This is a genomic window from Bartonella sp. OD88NMGDW, assembly GCF_042193775.1.
In the GTDB taxonomy this organism is placed as follows: domain Bacteria; phylum Pseudomonadota; class Alphaproteobacteria; order Rhizobiales; family Rhizobiaceae; genus Bartonella; species Bartonella grahamii.
In genome coordinates this window covers 78,570-93,859 of record NZ_JBHIMA010000004.1, presented here as the reverse complement: position 1 = coordinate 93,859, position 15,290 = coordinate 78,570, and the positions used below count along the sequence as shown (strand labels likewise).

The 15,290-nt window shown below is 40.9% G+C and carries 20 protein-coding genes and 2 pseudogenes; 15 read left to right on the top strand and 7 right to left on the bottom strand.

Annotated elements, in window-relative coordinates; genetic code table 11:
- The 4 genes and pseudogenes from ACFIJR_RS04740 to ACFIJR_RS04725 form a co-directional block, all read right to left on the bottom strand.
- A complete protein-coding gene (locus ACFIJR_RS04740; protein ID WP_015857131.1) occupies positions 1-249 on the bottom strand; it encodes a hypothetical protein in 249 nt (82 codons plus the stop codon).
- Between the two features lie 149 nt (positions 250-398).
- Positions 399-764, bottom strand: a complete 366-nt coding sequence (locus tag ACFIJR_RS04735; RefSeq protein WP_375653744.1) for a hypothetical protein — start codon at positions 762-764, stop codon at positions 399-401.
- Positions 761-1,108, bottom strand: coding sequence for a hypothetical protein (locus ACFIJR_RS04730; RefSeq protein ID WP_375627265.1), 348 nt, complete (start codon positions 1,106-1,108; stop codon positions 761-763). Before ACFIJR_RS04730 ends, ACFIJR_RS04735 begins: the two co-directional genes overlap by 4 nt.
- Before the next feature lie 110 nt (positions 1,109-1,218).
- Positions 1,219-1,575 (bottom strand): annotated as a pseudogene (locus ACFIJR_RS04725) (YqaJ viral recombinase family protein); the annotation flags it as partial.
- Here ACFIJR_RS04725 and ACFIJR_RS04720 point away from each other — a divergent pair.
- The 3 genes from ACFIJR_RS04720 to ACFIJR_RS04710 all read left to right on the top strand — a co-directional run bounded on the left by ACFIJR_RS04720 (position 1,567) and on the right by ACFIJR_RS04710 (position 3,402).
- Positions 1,567-2,433 (top strand): hypothetical protein, encoded by an 867-nt coding sequence (locus tag ACFIJR_RS04720; RefSeq protein ID WP_375653743.1) that lies wholly within the window; start codon positions 1,567-1,569, stop codon positions 2,431-2,433. The pseudogene ACFIJR_RS04725 and the gene ACFIJR_RS04720 sit on opposite strands and share 9 nt — an antisense overlap.
- Positions 2,417-2,803: a hypothetical protein gene (locus tag ACFIJR_RS04715; RefSeq protein WP_273754097.1), complete on the top strand. Its 387-nt coding sequence runs from the start codon at positions 2,417-2,419 to the stop codon at positions 2,801-2,803. The genes ACFIJR_RS04720 and ACFIJR_RS04715 overlap by 17 nt, the downstream gene beginning before the upstream one ends.
- A gap of 83 nt (positions 2,804-2,886) precedes the next feature.
- The gene (locus ACFIJR_RS04710) at positions 2,887-3,402 is read left to right on the top strand and encodes a hypothetical protein (protein ID WP_375652106.1); all 516 of its coding nucleotides are present in this window, start codon (positions 2,887-2,889) and stop codon (positions 3,400-3,402) included.
- A 127-nt stretch (positions 3,403-3,529) separates the two neighbouring features.
- Here the strand turns inward: ACFIJR_RS04710 and ACFIJR_RS04705 are convergent, their stop codons facing one another.
- Together ACFIJR_RS04705 and ACFIJR_RS04700 are read right to left on the bottom strand one after the other, a co-directional pair.
- Positions 3,530-3,835: a BrnA antitoxin family protein gene (locus tag ACFIJR_RS04705; RefSeq protein WP_375627588.1), complete on the bottom strand. Its 306-nt coding sequence runs from the start codon at positions 3,833-3,835 to the stop codon at positions 3,530-3,532.
- The gene (locus ACFIJR_RS04700) at positions 3,813-4,112 is read right to left on the bottom strand and encodes a BrnT family toxin (RefSeq protein ID WP_208439550.1); all 300 of its coding nucleotides are present in this window, start codon (positions 4,110-4,112) and stop codon (positions 3,813-3,815) included. Before ACFIJR_RS04700 ends, ACFIJR_RS04705 begins: the two co-directional genes overlap by 23 nt.
- Before the next feature lie 194 nt (positions 4,113-4,306).
- Here ACFIJR_RS04700 and ssb point away from each other — a divergent pair, with 194 nt between their 5' ends.
- From ssb to ACFIJR_RS04685, 3 genes are read left to right on the top strand one after another with little or no spacing between them, the layout of a single operon-like run.
- Entirely contained in the window at positions 4,307-4,747 is a 441-nt protein-coding gene (gene ssb / locus ACFIJR_RS04695; protein ID WP_375653741.1) for a single-stranded DNA-binding protein, read from the top strand.
- Positions 4,747-5,067 (top strand): hypothetical protein, encoded by a 321-nt coding sequence (locus tag ACFIJR_RS04690; RefSeq protein ID WP_208437591.1) that lies wholly within the window; start codon positions 4,747-4,749, stop codon positions 5,065-5,067. Before ssb ends, ACFIJR_RS04690 begins: the two co-directional genes overlap by 1 nt.
- Complete coding sequence (locus ACFIJR_RS04685; protein WP_375653739.1) at positions 5,054-5,545, top strand: hypothetical protein; 492 nt, start codon at positions 5,054-5,056, stop codon at positions 5,543-5,545. Before ACFIJR_RS04690 ends, ACFIJR_RS04685 begins: the two co-directional genes overlap by 14 nt.
- Here ACFIJR_RS04685 and ACFIJR_RS04680 read toward each other — a convergent pair.
- Entirely contained in the window at positions 5,542-6,027 is a 486-nt protein-coding gene (locus ACFIJR_RS04680; RefSeq protein ID WP_375653738.1) for a hypothetical protein, read from the bottom strand. The genes ACFIJR_RS04685 and ACFIJR_RS04680 overlap by 4 nt on opposite strands.
- Positions 6,028-6,335: 308 nt before the next feature.
- Between ACFIJR_RS04680 and ACFIJR_RS04675 the strand changes: the two genes are divergently transcribed.
- The 9 genes and pseudogenes from ACFIJR_RS04675 to ACFIJR_RS04635 all read left to right on the top strand — a co-directional run bounded on the left by ACFIJR_RS04675 (position 6,336) and on the right by ACFIJR_RS04635 (position 15,289).
- Positions 6,336-6,650 carry a hypothetical protein gene (locus ACFIJR_RS04675; RefSeq protein WP_375624265.1) on the top strand — a complete coding sequence of 105 codons (315 nt, stop codon included), beginning with the start codon at positions 6,336-6,338 and terminating at the stop codon, positions 6,648-6,650.
- Positions 6,631-7,956: a PBSX family phage terminase large subunit gene (locus ACFIJR_RS04670; protein WP_375653736.1), complete on the top strand. Its 1,326-nt coding sequence runs from the start codon at positions 6,631-6,633 to the stop codon at positions 7,954-7,956. The genes ACFIJR_RS04675 and ACFIJR_RS04670 overlap by 20 nt, the downstream gene beginning before the upstream one ends.
- Entirely contained in the window at positions 7,941-9,995 is a 2,055-nt protein-coding gene (locus tag ACFIJR_RS04665; protein ID WP_375653735.1) for a portal protein, read from the top strand. The genes ACFIJR_RS04670 and ACFIJR_RS04665 overlap by 16 nt, the downstream gene beginning before the upstream one ends.
- 11 nt (positions 9,996-10,006) lie before the next feature.
- A pseudogene (locus ACFIJR_RS04660) lies at positions 10,007-10,918 on the top strand (hypothetical protein).
- Between the two features lie 97 nt (positions 10,919-11,015).
- Positions 11,016-12,158, top strand: a complete 1,143-nt coding sequence (locus ACFIJR_RS04655) for a N4-gp56 family major capsid protein (RefSeq protein WP_375653734.1) — start codon at positions 11,016-11,018, stop codon at positions 12,156-12,158.
- A 19-nt stretch (positions 12,159-12,177) separates the two neighbouring features.
- Positions 12,178-12,636, top strand: a complete 459-nt coding sequence (locus ACFIJR_RS04650) for a hypothetical protein (protein WP_375653732.1) — start codon at positions 12,178-12,180, stop codon at positions 12,634-12,636.
- A 72-nt stretch (positions 12,637-12,708) separates the two neighbouring features.
- A complete protein-coding gene (locus tag ACFIJR_RS04645; protein WP_375648531.1) occupies positions 12,709-13,407 on the top strand; it encodes a hypothetical protein in 699 nt (232 codons plus the stop codon).
- A complete protein-coding gene (locus ACFIJR_RS04640) occupies positions 13,407-14,864 on the top strand; it encodes a hypothetical protein (protein WP_375648530.1) in 1,458 nt (485 codons plus the stop codon). The genes ACFIJR_RS04645 and ACFIJR_RS04640 overlap by 1 nt, the downstream gene beginning before the upstream one ends.
- A gap of 41 nt (positions 14,865-14,905) precedes the next feature.
- Positions 14,906-15,289 carry a hypothetical protein gene (locus ACFIJR_RS04635; RefSeq protein ID WP_208434517.1) on the top strand — a complete coding sequence of 128 codons (384 nt, stop codon included), beginning with the start codon at positions 14,906-14,908 and terminating at the stop codon, positions 15,287-15,289.
- Position 15,290 lies beyond the last annotated feature (1 nt).

The following is a 15,290-nucleotide window of genomic DNA, read 5'->3' as shown; positions in this document are numbered from 1 at the left end:
CTAAAACTTTATACCGTCGACAGAGGGGCAGCTTTTGCTGGTCTCGTAGTCTTCTTGCTCGTTTTCAAGCGGTGGAAAATCGTCAATGCTATAAGTATTATCTGTCGTTGTTGGTGTTATGGTTTTATTGATATGAATTAATAATTCCCCTGTAGGTTTGATTTCTATGAGTTCACATCCTTGTTTTTTAGCTTCTCTTAAAGCACGAGCAATAGCTGGTTGCGTGATAGTAGGTGGGCGGTGTGGCATGTTTATTCCCCTTCATTTTAGATGTAATTCACTCGTGGCGTGAATCACGCTGGTGTTAAAATTTTGTTTGTGTTGCTAGAAAGGAACGTCGTCCCCTGTTAAGTTTTCTGTCTTTTCTTTGTAAACAATTTTGTAATCGGCATAAATTTTTACGTCGCCATAAATTCTTGGATCACCATCAATAATTGCATATTTGTAAATTTGTGCGTCCCCAAAAATATCCCCCCATATACTTTTGCGTTATCATAAACTTGTGCATTGCCATAAACGCGTGCAAAATAAGCAACTTTCGCGTTATCAAACACTTTAGCGCTGTCGTAAACTTCGGCACCACAATAAACCATAGCTTCATCACTAACCCAACAGTTGGCTTCATGACTTAGGTTGTCCTCATCCTCTATAAAGCCCCCAAGGTTACCTTTCTTGACGCCACCAAAATCTCTTAATGCTCTAATTCGGTGAAGCGTAAATCCATCAACCTCTGTTGTTTCATCAGTCAATTCATATTTTCTCATCTGGTTTGTTTTCTAGTTGAGATTCTTCTATCGTCATCAATCCAGTCGTTCCAACATACACATGCTTCACCGTAAATTTTTGCATGACCGTAAATATGCGCATCACCATAAACTTGTGCATTTTCGTAAACCTTAGCATCACCAAAAACCTTGGCATAACCATAGACTGTTGCATAACCACCAATCCAGCAATTACCATGATGCGATAGATTGTCTTCTTTCTCGATATAGCCGCCAAGATCACCTTGCTTGACGTCCTCCAAATCTCTCAATGCACGAATGCGGCGGAGCGTTTTGCGCCCAACTTCGATTGTTTCATCTGTCAGTTCATATTTCTTTTCCATGATTTATTTCCTTAATTTGCGCACAATCCACCCGTAGCGTAAATCATGCATTACTTAAAAGTTGTTAGGAAAGGGCGGGGGTGCTGGGAGGAGAGAGCACCCCCATAGGTTTAATCAGCTTTTGTCAAAATCTTGTGCATCTCTTGTTCTATTTCCCCTAAAAAGATTTCGACCGCTTTATTGATCTCTTCAATGTGTTTCTCATCACGGTTGATGCGTTTGATTTTCATTCTCAAACCAGTAGATTTGCCTACAAAGTTTGGATTATAGCTTACGAAATCACACCACTTTTGTCCTGTACAAGCCATTTGGAATTGCATCTGTGCGTGATATTCTGGCTTGATTTCGTCACCTATAAAAAAACGAAGATGAGTCATTGATTGTGGACATTTGACTTCGATTAAACCGTCCTCTCCAATGAACCCATCAGGACTTGCACCAGCCATTTCCATTTTTGGGTGTGGAATACGCGCGTTGAAGAAGAGCTAAACGATTTTGCTGATAAAAAAGAGCACATATCGCAAGTTCGTAGTGAGGCTGGTAAAAAAGGTGCACAAGCAAAAAATAATACAAAACAACATGTTAATAATTTTGCTGAAGCAAACGCTAAGCAAAATCAAGCTATAAAGAACCAGAATAAGAATATATATAAAAAAACTAAAACTATCGTTTTAGCAAAAAAAGAAATTGGTTCTGAAAGTTTAGAAACAAACGAACAGGTTGACGAGCCAACAGAGGTTGCTGCTGTTGAGACCACATCAGAGCAAATCACAACGGGTGTAGAAAACCAACCTCCCATTCACGAGCAAGAGAACGTTCCCAAAAAAGCAAAACGAGCGCAAGCTAATCGCGGTTGTCGATTGCCTGCGGATTTTGAACCCGATTACGATTTTGCAATCGAAGAGGGCTTGCCTCCAGAGCGCGTCAAAGTCGAAATTGCAAAGTTTCGAGATTTTTGGAAAGCCTGTGCAGGAAAGAATGCTATCAAACGTGATTGGCAAGCAGCATGGAGAAACTGGGTGCGAAAGGCTATCGAGGATTTAGAAAAAACAAAAAACACGAACAACAATGGTGGAAACAATGGAAACTTTTCAAAAGATCAAAGAACTCGTGGTAGTACCGGAGAGACAATCCGTAATCTTATCGGTGCAACACAGCTTAGTGACGCCTCTACAAGATACCGTGCAACAGATAGAGCAATGTGTAACTCTGGAGTTCCCATGGACCTTGAGAAATGGCATTCAATTGACAGCAACCCTAGAGAAACAAGCTTTAGAAGCTTATCAGACTGTTCAAAACTTACTTACCGTGAAAGCGTCTGTTGAAGACATAGCAGAGGCTCTTGATGTGCTTGAAGGTGGTTTGACAATGCAAAAAGTTTCAAATGTAGAAGCGCGTGCAAAGGCTTATATCGCAGCTCTTAACGGCATTTCACTCTGGTCTTTATTGCAAGCTGTTAAAAATCTTATACGTGGTGAAGCAAAAGGCATGTCCACAACATTTGTGCCCTCATGCGCTGATCTAGCGCAGTATTGTCGTGATTTAGAAAGCAGGCTTTATGGTGTTGCTGAGAGAGTTTTTACAGCAGTTGAAAATACGCGTAACCTAGCCTTAGGAGGCAAGCGCATTTCATTCATGAGAATAGGCAAGCCTAGTGAAGAGTGTCATGACAGTAGCAATTCTAAAGCGGCTTAAAACAGCAAACTAGTGAAAAGTGCTGATCATTTTACGATTAGGCATGTATTTAAATCGATAAAAAGGTACCGTAGGAAATAAATATGTTTACAGATAAGCAGCTAAGAGCCTTGTTTGGCATTATAACTTTTATATTTTTATGTTTTTTAGGAATTAAAAAAAATCCCTACTTTATTCAAAGTATTTTGACATTCGCATCTGTTTCTTTGGTAATAGTCACAGCGGTTTTTGCAATTTTATGCAGTTCTCATATTCCTTTTGAGTTGCAGAACAATCCAAAATACAAACGCAGCAACACAACAGGTTGGAAGACATTAACACGTGATTTACAACAGTATATGCACAGACTTTTAAATATAATAATTTTAGCGCTTGTCGTTTTAATTTTCCCAAGTGGTTATAAAGAAACTGTTTCTTTGCCTATTTTTTCTAATTACGTAGAGCATAAGCTTTCTTTTTCATTGGATACTATACTTTGGTACTCAGATATTGCTCTTTGGTATTCCTTTTTAGTTTGTGTATTGTTTCTTATGTTACATACACGCAGTTTAATAAATATATCTATTTACACACTACAGTGCTCAGTTAAAAAGCCATAGTAAATTTTCCGATTTTATAAAACTGTTCAGATTAAATGACGTTGTCTCTTCTCAACGTTCGATAAAATCAACAAGGAGATAAAAAACTATCGAAAGCAGTTTGATACTCTTTGTAGCAGGAAAGAGGTCAACGCATTGAACGAAGCATAGCGTCACGTAAAATGGCGTTAATCCGCGTTTGATATCCTTTCCCTTGACTTTTAAGCCACGCTAGAACGTCTGAATCCACACGTACTGTTGTGACAGTTTTGGTTGGTTTATAGAATGGATTGCGAACGGCGTTTTTCCAGAACGTATCATCTAGTGTTGGAATATCACTATGATCAATTGCACTATCCGGCATTGCAGCCAGTTTATCAACCTCAACTCTCTGTTTATCTGTCAAAGGTGATAAGTTACCTACATCAATTTCATAACGAACTTTCTTCTTCATAACGTTTCCTTTCTTTCGAGTTAGCTCGCCGCGCTGAAATAATACGGATTACTTCTATACCATCTTTATCATCATGGACAGTATGCGCTACGAGCAGCAGTAAAAAACCATCCACAAGACCCAAAGTTTGCCAACGATATTCTCCGTTTTCAATACGGTCTTGTTTAACCATGGCGAATGGGTCTGCAAAAACACGAGCAGCAATTTCAAAACTGACACGGTGCTTTCTAAGATTACTTTTTGCTTTAGTTTCATCCCATTCAAATCTTATTCTCATATCTTATGTTAATACATTTATGTATGTATATCAAGAGTTTTAAATGAACACTGAACTATTTATGTTTTTTTGCATATTAAACATAATTTTATATGTTAAAAAACAATAATATCATTTTGAAATAATTGAAAAAATATGCAAATCATGCTAGGATTTTCTATGTATTAAAATACAAGTTTAAGGTAAGAAAAAACATGCTAAATAAAGTGATGTTAATCGGGCGTTTAGGTGCTGATCCCGAAAGCAAAACAATGAATTCTGGAACAGAAATAGTCAATTTTAGTATGGCAACTTCTGAGAGCTATACAGATAAAAATACTCATCAAAAAGTAGAGAAAACTGAATGGCATTCAGTTGTGATTTTTAATCCACATTTGGCAAAAATTGCACTTCAATATCTAAACAAAGGTTCAAAAGTTTACGTAGAAGGAAAATTACAGACACGCAAATGGCAAGATAAAAATGGGCATGACCGTTACACAACAGAGATTGTTTTACCGCAATTCAAAGGCGAGTTAAAGCTCTTAGACGGAAAAAATAATGATAATCAAGAGCCATTATCTTCTTATGACAGAAGTTTCCAGCAACCTCTTGATACGCCTCATACTGTTATAAATGATGAGGTTCCTTTTTGATGTTAATGAGTCAATCCAATTCTTTGCAAATAATTATACAGAATAATATGCTTATGCAACAAGCGTTGTTAGAGAATAAAGGTAATGATGTACCTGCTACTGGTTTTGAAATAGCAATAATCATTGTATTTATGTTGACATTGGTTGTATTCGTTTGGGGGCTGGCTAATGATAAAATAAAGATAAGTGTACTAACTATAATTATAGGTCTCTCTTTATCCACGTGGTTATTTATTTTGGATAAAGAAACATGTTTAGCATCAGATAAAATTGGGCAAGATATTAGACAGACATTTGGGGGTATAAGTGAAAAAAAATAAAAAGAAAGATGCTTACATTTCACAAGTGAAAGTACGTCAAGATCCTGTTAATCAATTGGCAATTGAAATGCGTGCTAAACGCTTTGGTTTGACTATTGAAGAGGCTAAAAATCCGCTTGCTGGTACTTATGTTGGGCGGCTTTGTTTGCAAGGTGTGCTTACTCAAGACCAGTATGATGCTGCGCAAAAATATCTTGAAGTGAAAAATGACTATTTGTGTGCAAAAGGTTTACCAAGCGCTGTTTATGATGAAATACCATCATCTTCTGATGACAAAGCAAGAGAAAAATGGGTTGAATTTGCAACAGAACAGTTTTCTAATATGCAAGAGGCGATAAAAGAAACACAACATCTCTATAGACAGTATAATCTTTATGCAGCAATACAATATATTGTTGTCGAAGACCAAACATTACCACATCTTGTGAATTCATTGCGGGTCGCTCTTAACGCGCTTCATAAATATTTTGATTGTTAGACAATTTTCCAAATAAATTTGATCAACGCTATAAACGCTATAAGACAAATTAATATCAATGCTATAATCGCTACGATTCCTACAATTTCATCTAAATTTTCTATTATAGTAATAAAAATACCAATAAAAATTAACACTCCTAAAAATGCTATTCCTATTACAGGATAAAACACAAAAGCTGCCGACCCAGCCGCCCAAGCCGCTGTTTGGAATTGGAGGGATAAGAGCTCATAAAATGCGCTGTCAATATTTTCATCTTTTAAACTTAGCTTTTCTTCTCTTGCACATGCACTTAGTATCAAAAAATACGATACAAATGCTACAAATATTGGTACAATTAATTTATCTTGTTGTTGATTGTCTAATCCGAAGGGATTAAAAGCAAGTATCATAAGACTAATTATAGCAGAGAATGGTAAAAATAAAATTAGTGTAAATATCTTTTTAATTCTGCATAAAACTGCTTTTTTGAAAAATAACATTAATTCCCCCCGCTTTTTTCTAATCAATAACTTTGTGCTTCCATATAATTGATTCGTTGAGATGATACAATTGTGAGTGGTTGGTTGTTAAAGACACTAGATTTAGGTGAAAAAAATAAAAAATACACAATATAGTGATTTTTTTGTTGACAGGATATGAAAAATAGTGTTTTATGGCGTTGCTGTACTAGTCGAATTGCGTCTAGAATTACGGTAAAGGTATAACCTTTCTTATAAGTTTATATGATTGTTCAGAGCCCTGCTTTTGCGGGGTTTTTTTATTGTCTTGTTTACAAAAAGAAACACACATGAAAACCACTGAAAAACTTGCAAAAAGAACGCCCCCAAAGGCAGGTCAAGGGCGGGTAAAAGGCGTGCCAAATAAAACGACACGTATTTTGAAAGAAGCAGTGCTTAAGGCTGCTGAGCGCGCTGGTAAGAAATATGGTGATGATGGTTTGATCTCTTATCTCGAAAAACAGGCAATCAAATGCCCTGCTGCTTATTTGGCATTGTTGGGGAAGATTTTACCTCTTCAAGTGACAGGGGAAGATGGGGGAGCCATTAAGATGATAACGCGTGTAGAAATCGCACCTTTAGTTCATGACAACACGACAGATTAATATTGTTCCAAAGCTTATACCGATTTTTACAGATAAGGCTTTGGTGCGTGCGGCTTGGGGAGGGAGAGGGTCTGGAAAGACAAGATCATTTGCCTTGATGGCTGCTTTAAAAGGCTATCAATTTGGTAGGAGAGGGATATCAGGCACTATACTTTGTGCACGTCAGTTTCAAAACTCGCTAGCAGAAAGTTCATTGGAGGAAATTAAACGCGCCATTGAAGCGCATGACTTTTTAAAGGACTATTACAAGGTTGGGGAGTCGTCGATTAAATCGATAGATGGTCGTATAGCCTTTCAGTTTTCTGGTCTGGACCGGAATATTGCAAGTATCAAGTCTATGGGGCGTATTTTGCTTTGTTGGGTTGATGAGGCAGAGCCCGTTACAGAGACGGCTTGGCAGACGCTTATACCGACTTTGCGAGAAGAAGGAGAAGGATGGTGGGCAGAGTTATGGGTGACATGGAACCCGTTGCGAGAGAATGCCCCCGTTGAGAAGCGGTTTCGCTTTTCAGACAATGAGGCAATCAAACGTGTTGAGATCAACTGGTCAGACAATCCGAAGTTTCCCAAGATCTTGAATGAAGCACGACTTGATGATCTGAGAAACCGTCCAGAGACCTATAAGCATATCTGGGAAGGGGATTATCTTACAGCGGTTCAAGGTGCTTATTATCAAAAGGAAATGTTGGCAGCTGAGCAAGAGGGGCGGATAGGGCGCGTTGCGCGCGACCCCTTGATGCAAATACGTGCTTTTTGGGACATTGGGGGCACGGGTGCTAAGGCAGATGCAACAGCGATATGGATAGCGCAATTTGTTGGACGAGAGATCAGAGTGCTTAATTATTACGAAGCACAGGGACAGCCGTTATCAGAGCATATAGGCTGGTTGCGTCAAAATGGTTATGAGAAGGCATTGATGGTTTTGCCCCATGATGGTGCGACCAGAGACCGTGTGCACAATGTGAGTTTTGAGAGTGCTTTAAATGATGCGGGTTTTGAAACGCAAGTGATCCCTAATCAGGGGGCAGGGGCGGTTAAGATGCGTATAGAGGCGGTGCGGCGTATTTTGCCTTCTGTTTGGTTCAATGAAGAGATGACGGTAGCAGGGCGCAAAGCACTGAATTGGTATCACGAGAAATGGGATGAGAAGCGCGGCATTGGTTTGGGTGCAGAGCATGATTGGTCGAGCCATGGGGCGGATGCCTTTGGTTTAATGTGCATTGTCTATGAAGCACCAAATGTCAAACCCAAGCAAGAGCGTTATTGCACTATGGAAAGAGAAGCGGCATCATGGATGGCATTCTAGATCAAGACTTTCAAAAAACGACAATCCTCGATGAATATGAAATCTATAAGCGTTTAAAGTCTTGGTACGCAGAAGATATTGAACATGTTAATGAATGGCGTGAACAGGCGCGTGAAGATTTTGATTTTTATAATGGTCGTCAATGGGCGGAAGAAGATCTTGCGGTTTTGAAAACACAACGCCGTCCTGTCATGACTTTTAACCGCATTGCACCCCTTGTGAATGCTATTGTTGGGGCGGAGCGTAATAATAAGCGCGAAGTACAGTTTCAACCACGGCAAATGGGAGCAGCAATACCCAATGAATTGCTTACTGGAGCAGCAGAATGGTTTCGTGATGAGGCAGAGGCGGAATATGCCGATTCCGATGCTTTTCAGGATATGGTTATTTGCGGTATGGGCTGGACAGATACGCGGCTTGATTATGATACAGATCCCGAAGGGATACCTGCTGTTCAACGTTTAGATCCCTTAAAAATGGTTTGGGATGCCAATGCTGTAAGACCAAATCTCATTGACGCACAGCGTATGTGGTATGTTGATCGCAAATCCGTTGAGGATGCTAAAAGTCTTTTTCCTGATGTTGCTGTTGAAGATCTTAACGCCGATTGGGCTATCGATAGTACAACCGCTTCTGAGGATTCTCATGTATCGCTTGATGCGTATCAAGATGACTCCAATGCGACTTCTCTCTCAGATCCGTATTCTGGGAAACGCTATGTTACGCTGGTTGAATGCCGTTGGTTTGAATATGAGACCACTTACAAGGCGCCTGATCTTCAAACTGGTCAGATGCGCAACTATAGCAAACAAGAGTTTAAACAGCTTCAAAGAGTGATGCCGCAGCTACAAGGTGTGCGTTTTAATAAAAAAGTGGTTAGACGCGCCTTTCTGGGACGGCGCCTTTTAGCAAAGCCCGATAAACCGTTAGCACCTGATGGACAGCTAGGCTGGGAATGCATCACGGGCACGCTGGATAAGCTTAAAAACCAGTTTTACGGGATTGTTCGTCCCGCAAAAGATCCGCAAAAATGGTCGAATAAATATTTTAGCCAAGTAATGTATATCCTCAATAGCCAGTCTAAGGGTGGCTTGATGGCAGAGCGAGGTGCTTTTGATGATGAGCGCCAAGCGTTAGAAAGTTGGGCGCGAACGGATACCATTACGTGGTTAGAGAAGGGAGCACTTACGACTGGAAAAATTCAACCAAAGCCAAGTGCACAGTTCCCCGCTGGATTTTTCCAGCTGTTTAATGAATCGCGTGAGGCGATAACGCATGTAACAGGGTTATCGGCTGAGTTTATCGGAACACGGGAGGTCAACCAAGCCAATGTGTTGGAAAATACACGCCGGCAATCAACGCTTAATTTGCTTGCGGGGCTGTTTGATAATCTCAAGCTTTATCGGTGTAGGCAGGGAAAGATTATCCTTTATCTCATTCAGAATTATCTCTCTGATGGGCGTCTGGTACGTATTTCTGGACAAGAGAATGCCCAATATGTGCCGTTGACGCGTGAAGCTGTTACGACGCTTGAGTATGACATTATTGTTGATGATTCACCGACAAGCCCCAATGAAAAAGAGAAAACTTTTGCGGCAATTACGCAGATGTTGCCGTTGCTTGGTGGTTTCTTAACACCGGAGATGATTCCAGATCTTCTTAAGCTTTCCCCACTACCGGCAACATTGATAGCAAATTTAACGGCAAAAGCACAGCAGGCACAACAAGAACAACAGCAACAACAGATGATGCAACAAAGCCAAGGGGCGCAATTAACCCCAGAGCAGCAAGCAAAGATTGCTGTTTTACAGCAGGAAGCGCAAGCAAAGAGCACACTCTATCAACTTGATGCACAGCAGAAACAAGCGGCATTGCAGCAGAAAAATATTGAACTTTTCTTGAAGCAAGAACAAGCGCGGATGCAGCTTGAGTTGCAACAGGCAAAAAATGAGATAGCGCAGCGTGATTTAGAACGCAAAGCCCTACAGGCACAGTTGGAACACTATCGAGTTTTGACAAAAAATATAATAGCACATTGAAGGAACAGAATATGGAAGAAGAGTTTACGCCTGAAGAACAAGCAATCTATGATGAACATTTTGCCAGCGATAATGCTGTTGAGTTGGTCGAGCCTGAACAAGTTGAGGAAGTTTTTGATGCAGAGGAAAGTTCTGAACAGCCAGCTGTAGAACCACTTCAAGAGCAGCCAAATTCTGATGTAATAGAATCTGATAAACTAGAGCAAGAGCGGCAAGCACGCCAAAAGGCAGAACAAAGCGCCATTGAAGCGCGTGAATTGGCTATTGAACTTGCGCAAAAATATGCCGCAATGCAGGAAGAAATCACGCGCCGCCGTGAGGAAAATGTTCCCTCCCTAGAAGACGACCCAAAAGCACATTTTGCATGGCTTAGTCATAAGGTACAAGAACAACAGAAATTGCTTGATGAGTTTTCTCATATGAGAGAGAGCCAAGAGCGCATGAGTCAAGAGGAATATGAACGCCAAAAGTTGGGGGATTATTTTGAGGAAGCCAAAGCGCAGGTACAAGATAAATATCCAGATTTAGACAGTATCACGGACTATCTCTATGAAAGAGCAGACAGTGTCTTACAAGCGCAAGCAAGCCTTTATCCGCAATGGAAAGACCCAGAGGCACGGCAACAGCAAATTGGTGCTGAATTGCGCCAAATATGCTAGCAGTGTCAGAAAGCCGGTATAAATCCAATTGAGGTGCTGGTGCAAAAAGCAAAAGCTTTTGGCTATAGTGGCGCGCCCGTTAAGGACGAAGTGGGAGCTCTTCAAGAGCGCTCTCAAGCAGCGCGGACGCTTACAGCGCGCGGCGGGCAAGTTCCAACAGGCGGTATGGATGTGAGAACGCTCTTTTCCATGCCAGAAGCCGAATTTGCTGTATGGGTTGAGAAAAATCCCGAAAAATTTGAACAAATTATGAGCAGAGCGTGAGATGTGCGTGGTGACGCGACAGAGAGAACCAAGTGATTGTTATCGTTTGGGGGAGCCGCAAGGCGAGTTTTAAAAACCAAGAAAGGCATTGATTGAAATGGCAGTAACAGAAGTAAATCTTAATGACCCATTAGCCGTTGGCGTTTGGGCTAAGATGCTAAACACAGAAACTTCAAAAGCGTTGCCCATTGCACCGCTGATGGGAAAAGGCAAAAACAGCATTATTCAAGTATTGGATATGCTAGGAAAATCCGCTGGTGACTCTGTGACGAGCGGATTAAGAGTCCAACTTATGGGGGATGGCGTTAGCGAGGGACAAACGCTGGAAGGCAATGAAGAAGCACTCCAATTTATGAATGAAACGGTGCGCATTAACGAGCTTTCTCATGCTGTACGCGTAAAATATGAAGGCACCATTGATCAACAACGTGTTTTATTTAATTTACGAACAGAAGCAAAAGATGGGCTTGTTGATTGGTATGCAGATCGCTTAAGTTTGATGTTCTTCATTCAGGCAGCAGGCTATACAGCACCATGGATGCATTTTGAAGGACGCACCATAACCCTTAAACCCGTACATTATGGTTTTAATGCTCCATTAGAGCCAAGCAAATTGCGTATTATTCGTGCCAATAAGAAAAAGACTGATGAAGAACTTACAAAAGACGATGTTTTTACATTAGATCTTATAGATCGGGATGTTGAACGCGCTAAATTGGCAAATCCACGCTTGCGTCCGGTTCGTGTTGATGGAAAATCGGCATATGTGATGTATCTCCACCCAACACAGGTGACCCAATTGCGTACCAATACAAAGAGTGGTCAATGGTTAGACATTACCAAGGCAGCTTATGATGGCTCTGGAGCTAAGAACCCAATTTTTAATGGTTCTTTGGGGATGTATAATGGAGTTATCTTACGTGAAGCAGAGCATGTCCCCAATGGTGTTAATTCAAAGACACAAGAGCCTGTTCCCTCTGTTCGTCGTGCTGTGTTGCTTGGTGCGCAAAGTATCATCATGGCTTATGGGCGCGTTGGCAATGGAGCAACAGGAGGCGATGGGAAAGGGGGAACACGCTATAAACTCGTTGAAGAACTGTTTGATTATCAACGTGAATTTGGTTTGGCTGCAAAGACCATTATCGGCATGAAAAAATCACGCTACACCTTGCCGCATTCTGATCAAGGGGGACAAGACTTTGGCACGATTGTTATCCCTTCTTTTGCTGAAGCAAGCTAATTATTAAAGGATGACAATTATGGCAGAAAAATCGCTAATTACACAGGAACCTGATGAACCTGTTGAACCCGTTGAGACTGTTGAGACTGTTGGCATGATAGATGAGGGATTGCCACCTGTTTTGCAAGGACGCAACAACTCTACGCAGCAGGTTAGTTTTTTACGGGCGCGTGTTAAATGTACAGACCAAGGGCTGATAACGAAAATTGGTGTTCTACCCCGTGGGGCTTTGATAAAAAGAATTCAAGTTTATACCATGGCGGATTTTGAAGATGTAAAAGTTATATTTGGAAAAGAACCTAATGGCAATGATTATGGAGAAACAAAGCTTTTGCAATCTTACACTGGCAATGTGCCCCTACCTATGGAGGAACGAAATGTTCCGCTAGAGGCTGAAAATACGATTTACATGACACGAGACAAGCAAAGCACCAAGGGTGATGCTGAGGTGATTGTTGAGTTTTACACCAATCGTTAAAGGCAAGGGGGCGTTTATTGCTTGCGCCCCCCTCCCACACAATATGCCCCAAGACATTTGGAAGAGGGTGATATGACAATAATAGTACAGACAGGTGGTCCGATTGGAGACAAACAGACCATTGCTCCTTGGGATAAAAATTTTATCCAGATGTTAAACGATATTCAGGATGAAATAGATGATCAAACAGATGAGTATGTTGATCAAGTGCAAAGGGCGATATTTTCGGCTATTCGCTTTTGTGAACGATTGCCTTTTTATTTCAATGAAAGCCGCGAAGTTGTTTTTACCACTCTAAAGGGCAAAAGCCGTTATGGCGCAGAGGAAAATCCAGTTATTCCGGCTGCTGTTCGCATTGTTGATGCTTACGTTTATGGAGATAATCACAGCAAAGCAAAGCTTTTGCAGGTAGATCCGCTTGTTATTGAGAATCTTGAGGATGATTGTAGCCATGGCATGCCTACACGATACAGTTATTTTGAACAAAAGCTTATTTTGTATCCAACACCAGAGCGCGTTTATTCTATCAGGCTTATTCTTGATCCTGTGAGAATAAAAGATATTGAGAGTGCACAAGAAGCGTCCATATGGTTTCGTGAAGCCTATGAACTGATCAAAACGCGTGCAAAATATGAAATTTATACGAATATTATTAAAGAACCACAGATGGCAGCGGCAGCTTTTGCCATGTTTCAAGAGCAACTCGATGCGCTTCAAATTGAAACATCACGGCGCAAGAATTTATTAAAAATTCAACACACGGATTTCTGATGACCTTTATCCCTATTGCTGAGTATAGACCAGATGTTGCATTTATTAATAGTGGTTATTCCAGTGAGATCGTGAACGTTTTACCTGCACCAAATTCGTATATTCCGTTTCCCATTGTGGCGCCGGTCTCAGATCCTTTTCCGGATGTGATTTTGGGGGTCTATGCTGTGCGCTCATTGGGTGGTGTGCGCATTATTGTGGGTGCACCAACAAAGCTTTATGAATATGACAACAGCACGCGCGGCTGGAAAGACATTAGCAAACCTCACACACACTATCACGCCAATGAGACCGCCCTTTGGTCTTTTGCCTCCTTTGGTGATCATATCATTGCTGTTAATAGCAATGACCCACCACAAATGCTTTCGTTGAAAACAGATGAAAGGTTTTGTGATTTGAGTGGTAATCCGCCGCGTGCTGGACTTGTGCGTGTGTGGGGTGATTTTGTTTGCTTGATGCAACTAACAGATAAGCCAAACCGTGTTCAGTGGTCCGGTTTGAATGATGCAACACATTGGACGGTTGGGGAGAAAAGTTGCGATTATCAAGATTTTCCTGATGGAGAATATGTTCAAGGGTCTACGGAATCAACAAATCCACTTATTTTTATGCGCTCCGCTATTTATCACGCAACTTTTGTACCAGGCTCTAAAATTATCTTCAGTTTTGCAAAAATAAAAGACAAAATAGGGGCTAAAAGCAGTATGGCAATTGCAAGCCGTGGAGACTGTACTTTCTTTGCATCTGATGATGGTTTTTATCAAATCAACAGTGCTGGTGAAATGCTCCCTATTGGCTTTGGAAAAGTCGATAAAACTATCTTCACACTTTACAATAACTTTGCCATTGATGAGATGAGGGCATGTATTGATCCGGTCTATTCTCGTGTTTATTTTTCTATCAATGATAACACTGAAGGGATGCATATTTATGTTTATGATTGGCTTTTGCAAATATGGAGTGTCATTAAGGGGCAAAACCTTCTCTTATTTCCCCTTTTTGCAGCCGGTTATACATTAGAAGGCTTAGACGAAGTACAAGAGAGCTTGAAAGATTTACCAGCTTCTCTTGATAGTAAAATGTGGCAAAATGGTGCGCCTGTTTTGGGAGCCTTTACGCCAGACAACACATTTGGTTTTTTTGCAGGTCCTCCGATGGAAGCAGTTATTGCTTCACAAATTGTGGGGGATACGGGCAGGCAAATCAACCTGATGAGTGAGGCTTTTGTTCAAGCGGATACAACAAAAGGTTTTTTAAGTGTTGGGGCGGCTTTTATCATTGATAACAAGAACCAATTAAATTGGGCTAAAGAGCGTTATGCCGGCTATAATATTGGGATGTATAATATCCGCTCACGGGCGCGTTATCACGCTTTGCGTCTGAGAATACCAGAAGGCACGCCATGGACGCATATAACAGGCTTTGATGTAACGCTCAAACCCGCAGGCATAAGATGAGTTTTAAGATCTATAATACAGAAAAATGGAGCGCTGAACAAATGGCGCCCTATTTTGAGAATGTCATAAAATCGATAGCTTACTTTAATCAAAAATTCCCTGATGATTATAATACAGAGACCATTTTAAACGATATTTTGAAGGGAGAAAAAGTTCTTTGGATTATCGTTGATGCGCATGAAAACTTTATGGCGCATGTCACAACACAGTTACAGGAACTCGTCACTGGAGCATTAAGGGCGGTTATTGTCACGCTTGGTGGAAAGGGAGGAGCGCCCTTAACAAAGCTTATCACTCAGATTGAAGCTTATTACAAGGAAAAAGGGGCAAAAGAGCTTGTCATCATAGGCAGGCGAGGGTGGGAAAAATCTCTTAAATCGCATGGATATCTCGTTAATCTTTTAGAATATAGAAAGCAGCTTTAAT

Excerpts from the sequence above, each read along its gene's own strand:
- ACFIJR_RS04690 (WP_208437591.1), top strand. The coding sequence starts at position 4,747 with ATGTTAATGAGTCAATCCAATTCTTTGCAAATAATTATACAGAATAAT.
- ACFIJR_RS04635 (WP_208434517.1), top strand. The coding sequence starts at position 14,906 with ATGGCGCCCTATTTTGAGAATGTCATAAAATCGATAGCTTACTTTAAT.
- ACFIJR_RS04700 (WP_208439550.1), bottom strand. The coding sequence starts at position 4,112 with ATGAGAATAAGATTTGAATGGGATGAAACTAAAGCAAAAAGTAATCTT.
- ACFIJR_RS04645 (WP_375648531.1), top strand. The coding sequence starts at position 12,709 with ATGACAATAATAGTACAGACAGGTGGTCCGATTGGAGACAAACAGACC.
- ACFIJR_RS04655 (WP_375653734.1), top strand. The coding sequence starts at position 11,016 with ATGGCAGTAACAGAAGTAAATCTTAATGACCCATTAGCCGTTGGCGTT.
- ssb (WP_375653741.1), top strand. The coding sequence starts at position 4,307 with ATGCTAAATAAAGTGATGTTAATCGGGCGTTTAGGTGCTGATCCCGAA.
- ACFIJR_RS04665 (WP_375653735.1), top strand. The coding sequence starts at position 7,941 with ATGGATGGCATTCTAGATCAAGACTTTCAAAAAACGACAATCCTCGAT.
- ACFIJR_RS04735 (WP_375653744.1), bottom strand. The coding sequence starts at position 764 with ATGAGAAAATATGAATTGACTGATGAAACAACAGAGGTTGATGGATTT.
- ACFIJR_RS04650 (WP_375653732.1), top strand. The coding sequence starts at position 12,178 with ATGGCAGAAAAATCGCTAATTACACAGGAACCTGATGAACCTGTTGAA.
- ACFIJR_RS04740 (WP_015857131.1), bottom strand. The coding sequence starts at position 249 with ATGCCACACCGCCCACCTACTATCACGCAACCAGCTATTGCTCGTGCT.
- ACFIJR_RS04675 (WP_375624265.1), top strand. The coding sequence starts at position 6,336 with ATGAAAACCACTGAAAAACTTGCAAAAAGAACGCCCCCAAAGGCAGGT.
- ACFIJR_RS04705 (WP_375627588.1), bottom strand. The coding sequence starts at position 3,835 with ATGAAGAAGAAAGTTCGTTATGAAATTGATGTAGGTAACTTATCACCT.
- ACFIJR_RS04710 (WP_375652106.1), top strand. The coding sequence starts at position 2,887 with ATGTTTACAGATAAGCAGCTAAGAGCCTTGTTTGGCATTATAACTTTT.
- ACFIJR_RS04730 (WP_375627265.1), bottom strand. The coding sequence starts at position 1,108 with ATGGAAAAGAAATATGAACTGACAGATGAAACAATCGAAGTTGGGCGC.
- ACFIJR_RS04670 (WP_375653736.1), top strand. The coding sequence starts at position 6,631 with ATGACAACACGACAGATTAATATTGTTCCAAAGCTTATACCGATTTTT.
- ACFIJR_RS04680 (WP_375653738.1), bottom strand. The coding sequence starts at position 6,027 with ATGTTATTTTTCAAAAAAGCAGTTTTATGCAGAATTAAAAAGATATTT.
- ACFIJR_RS04640 (WP_375648530.1), top strand. The coding sequence starts at position 13,407 with ATGACCTTTATCCCTATTGCTGAGTATAGACCAGATGTTGCATTTATT.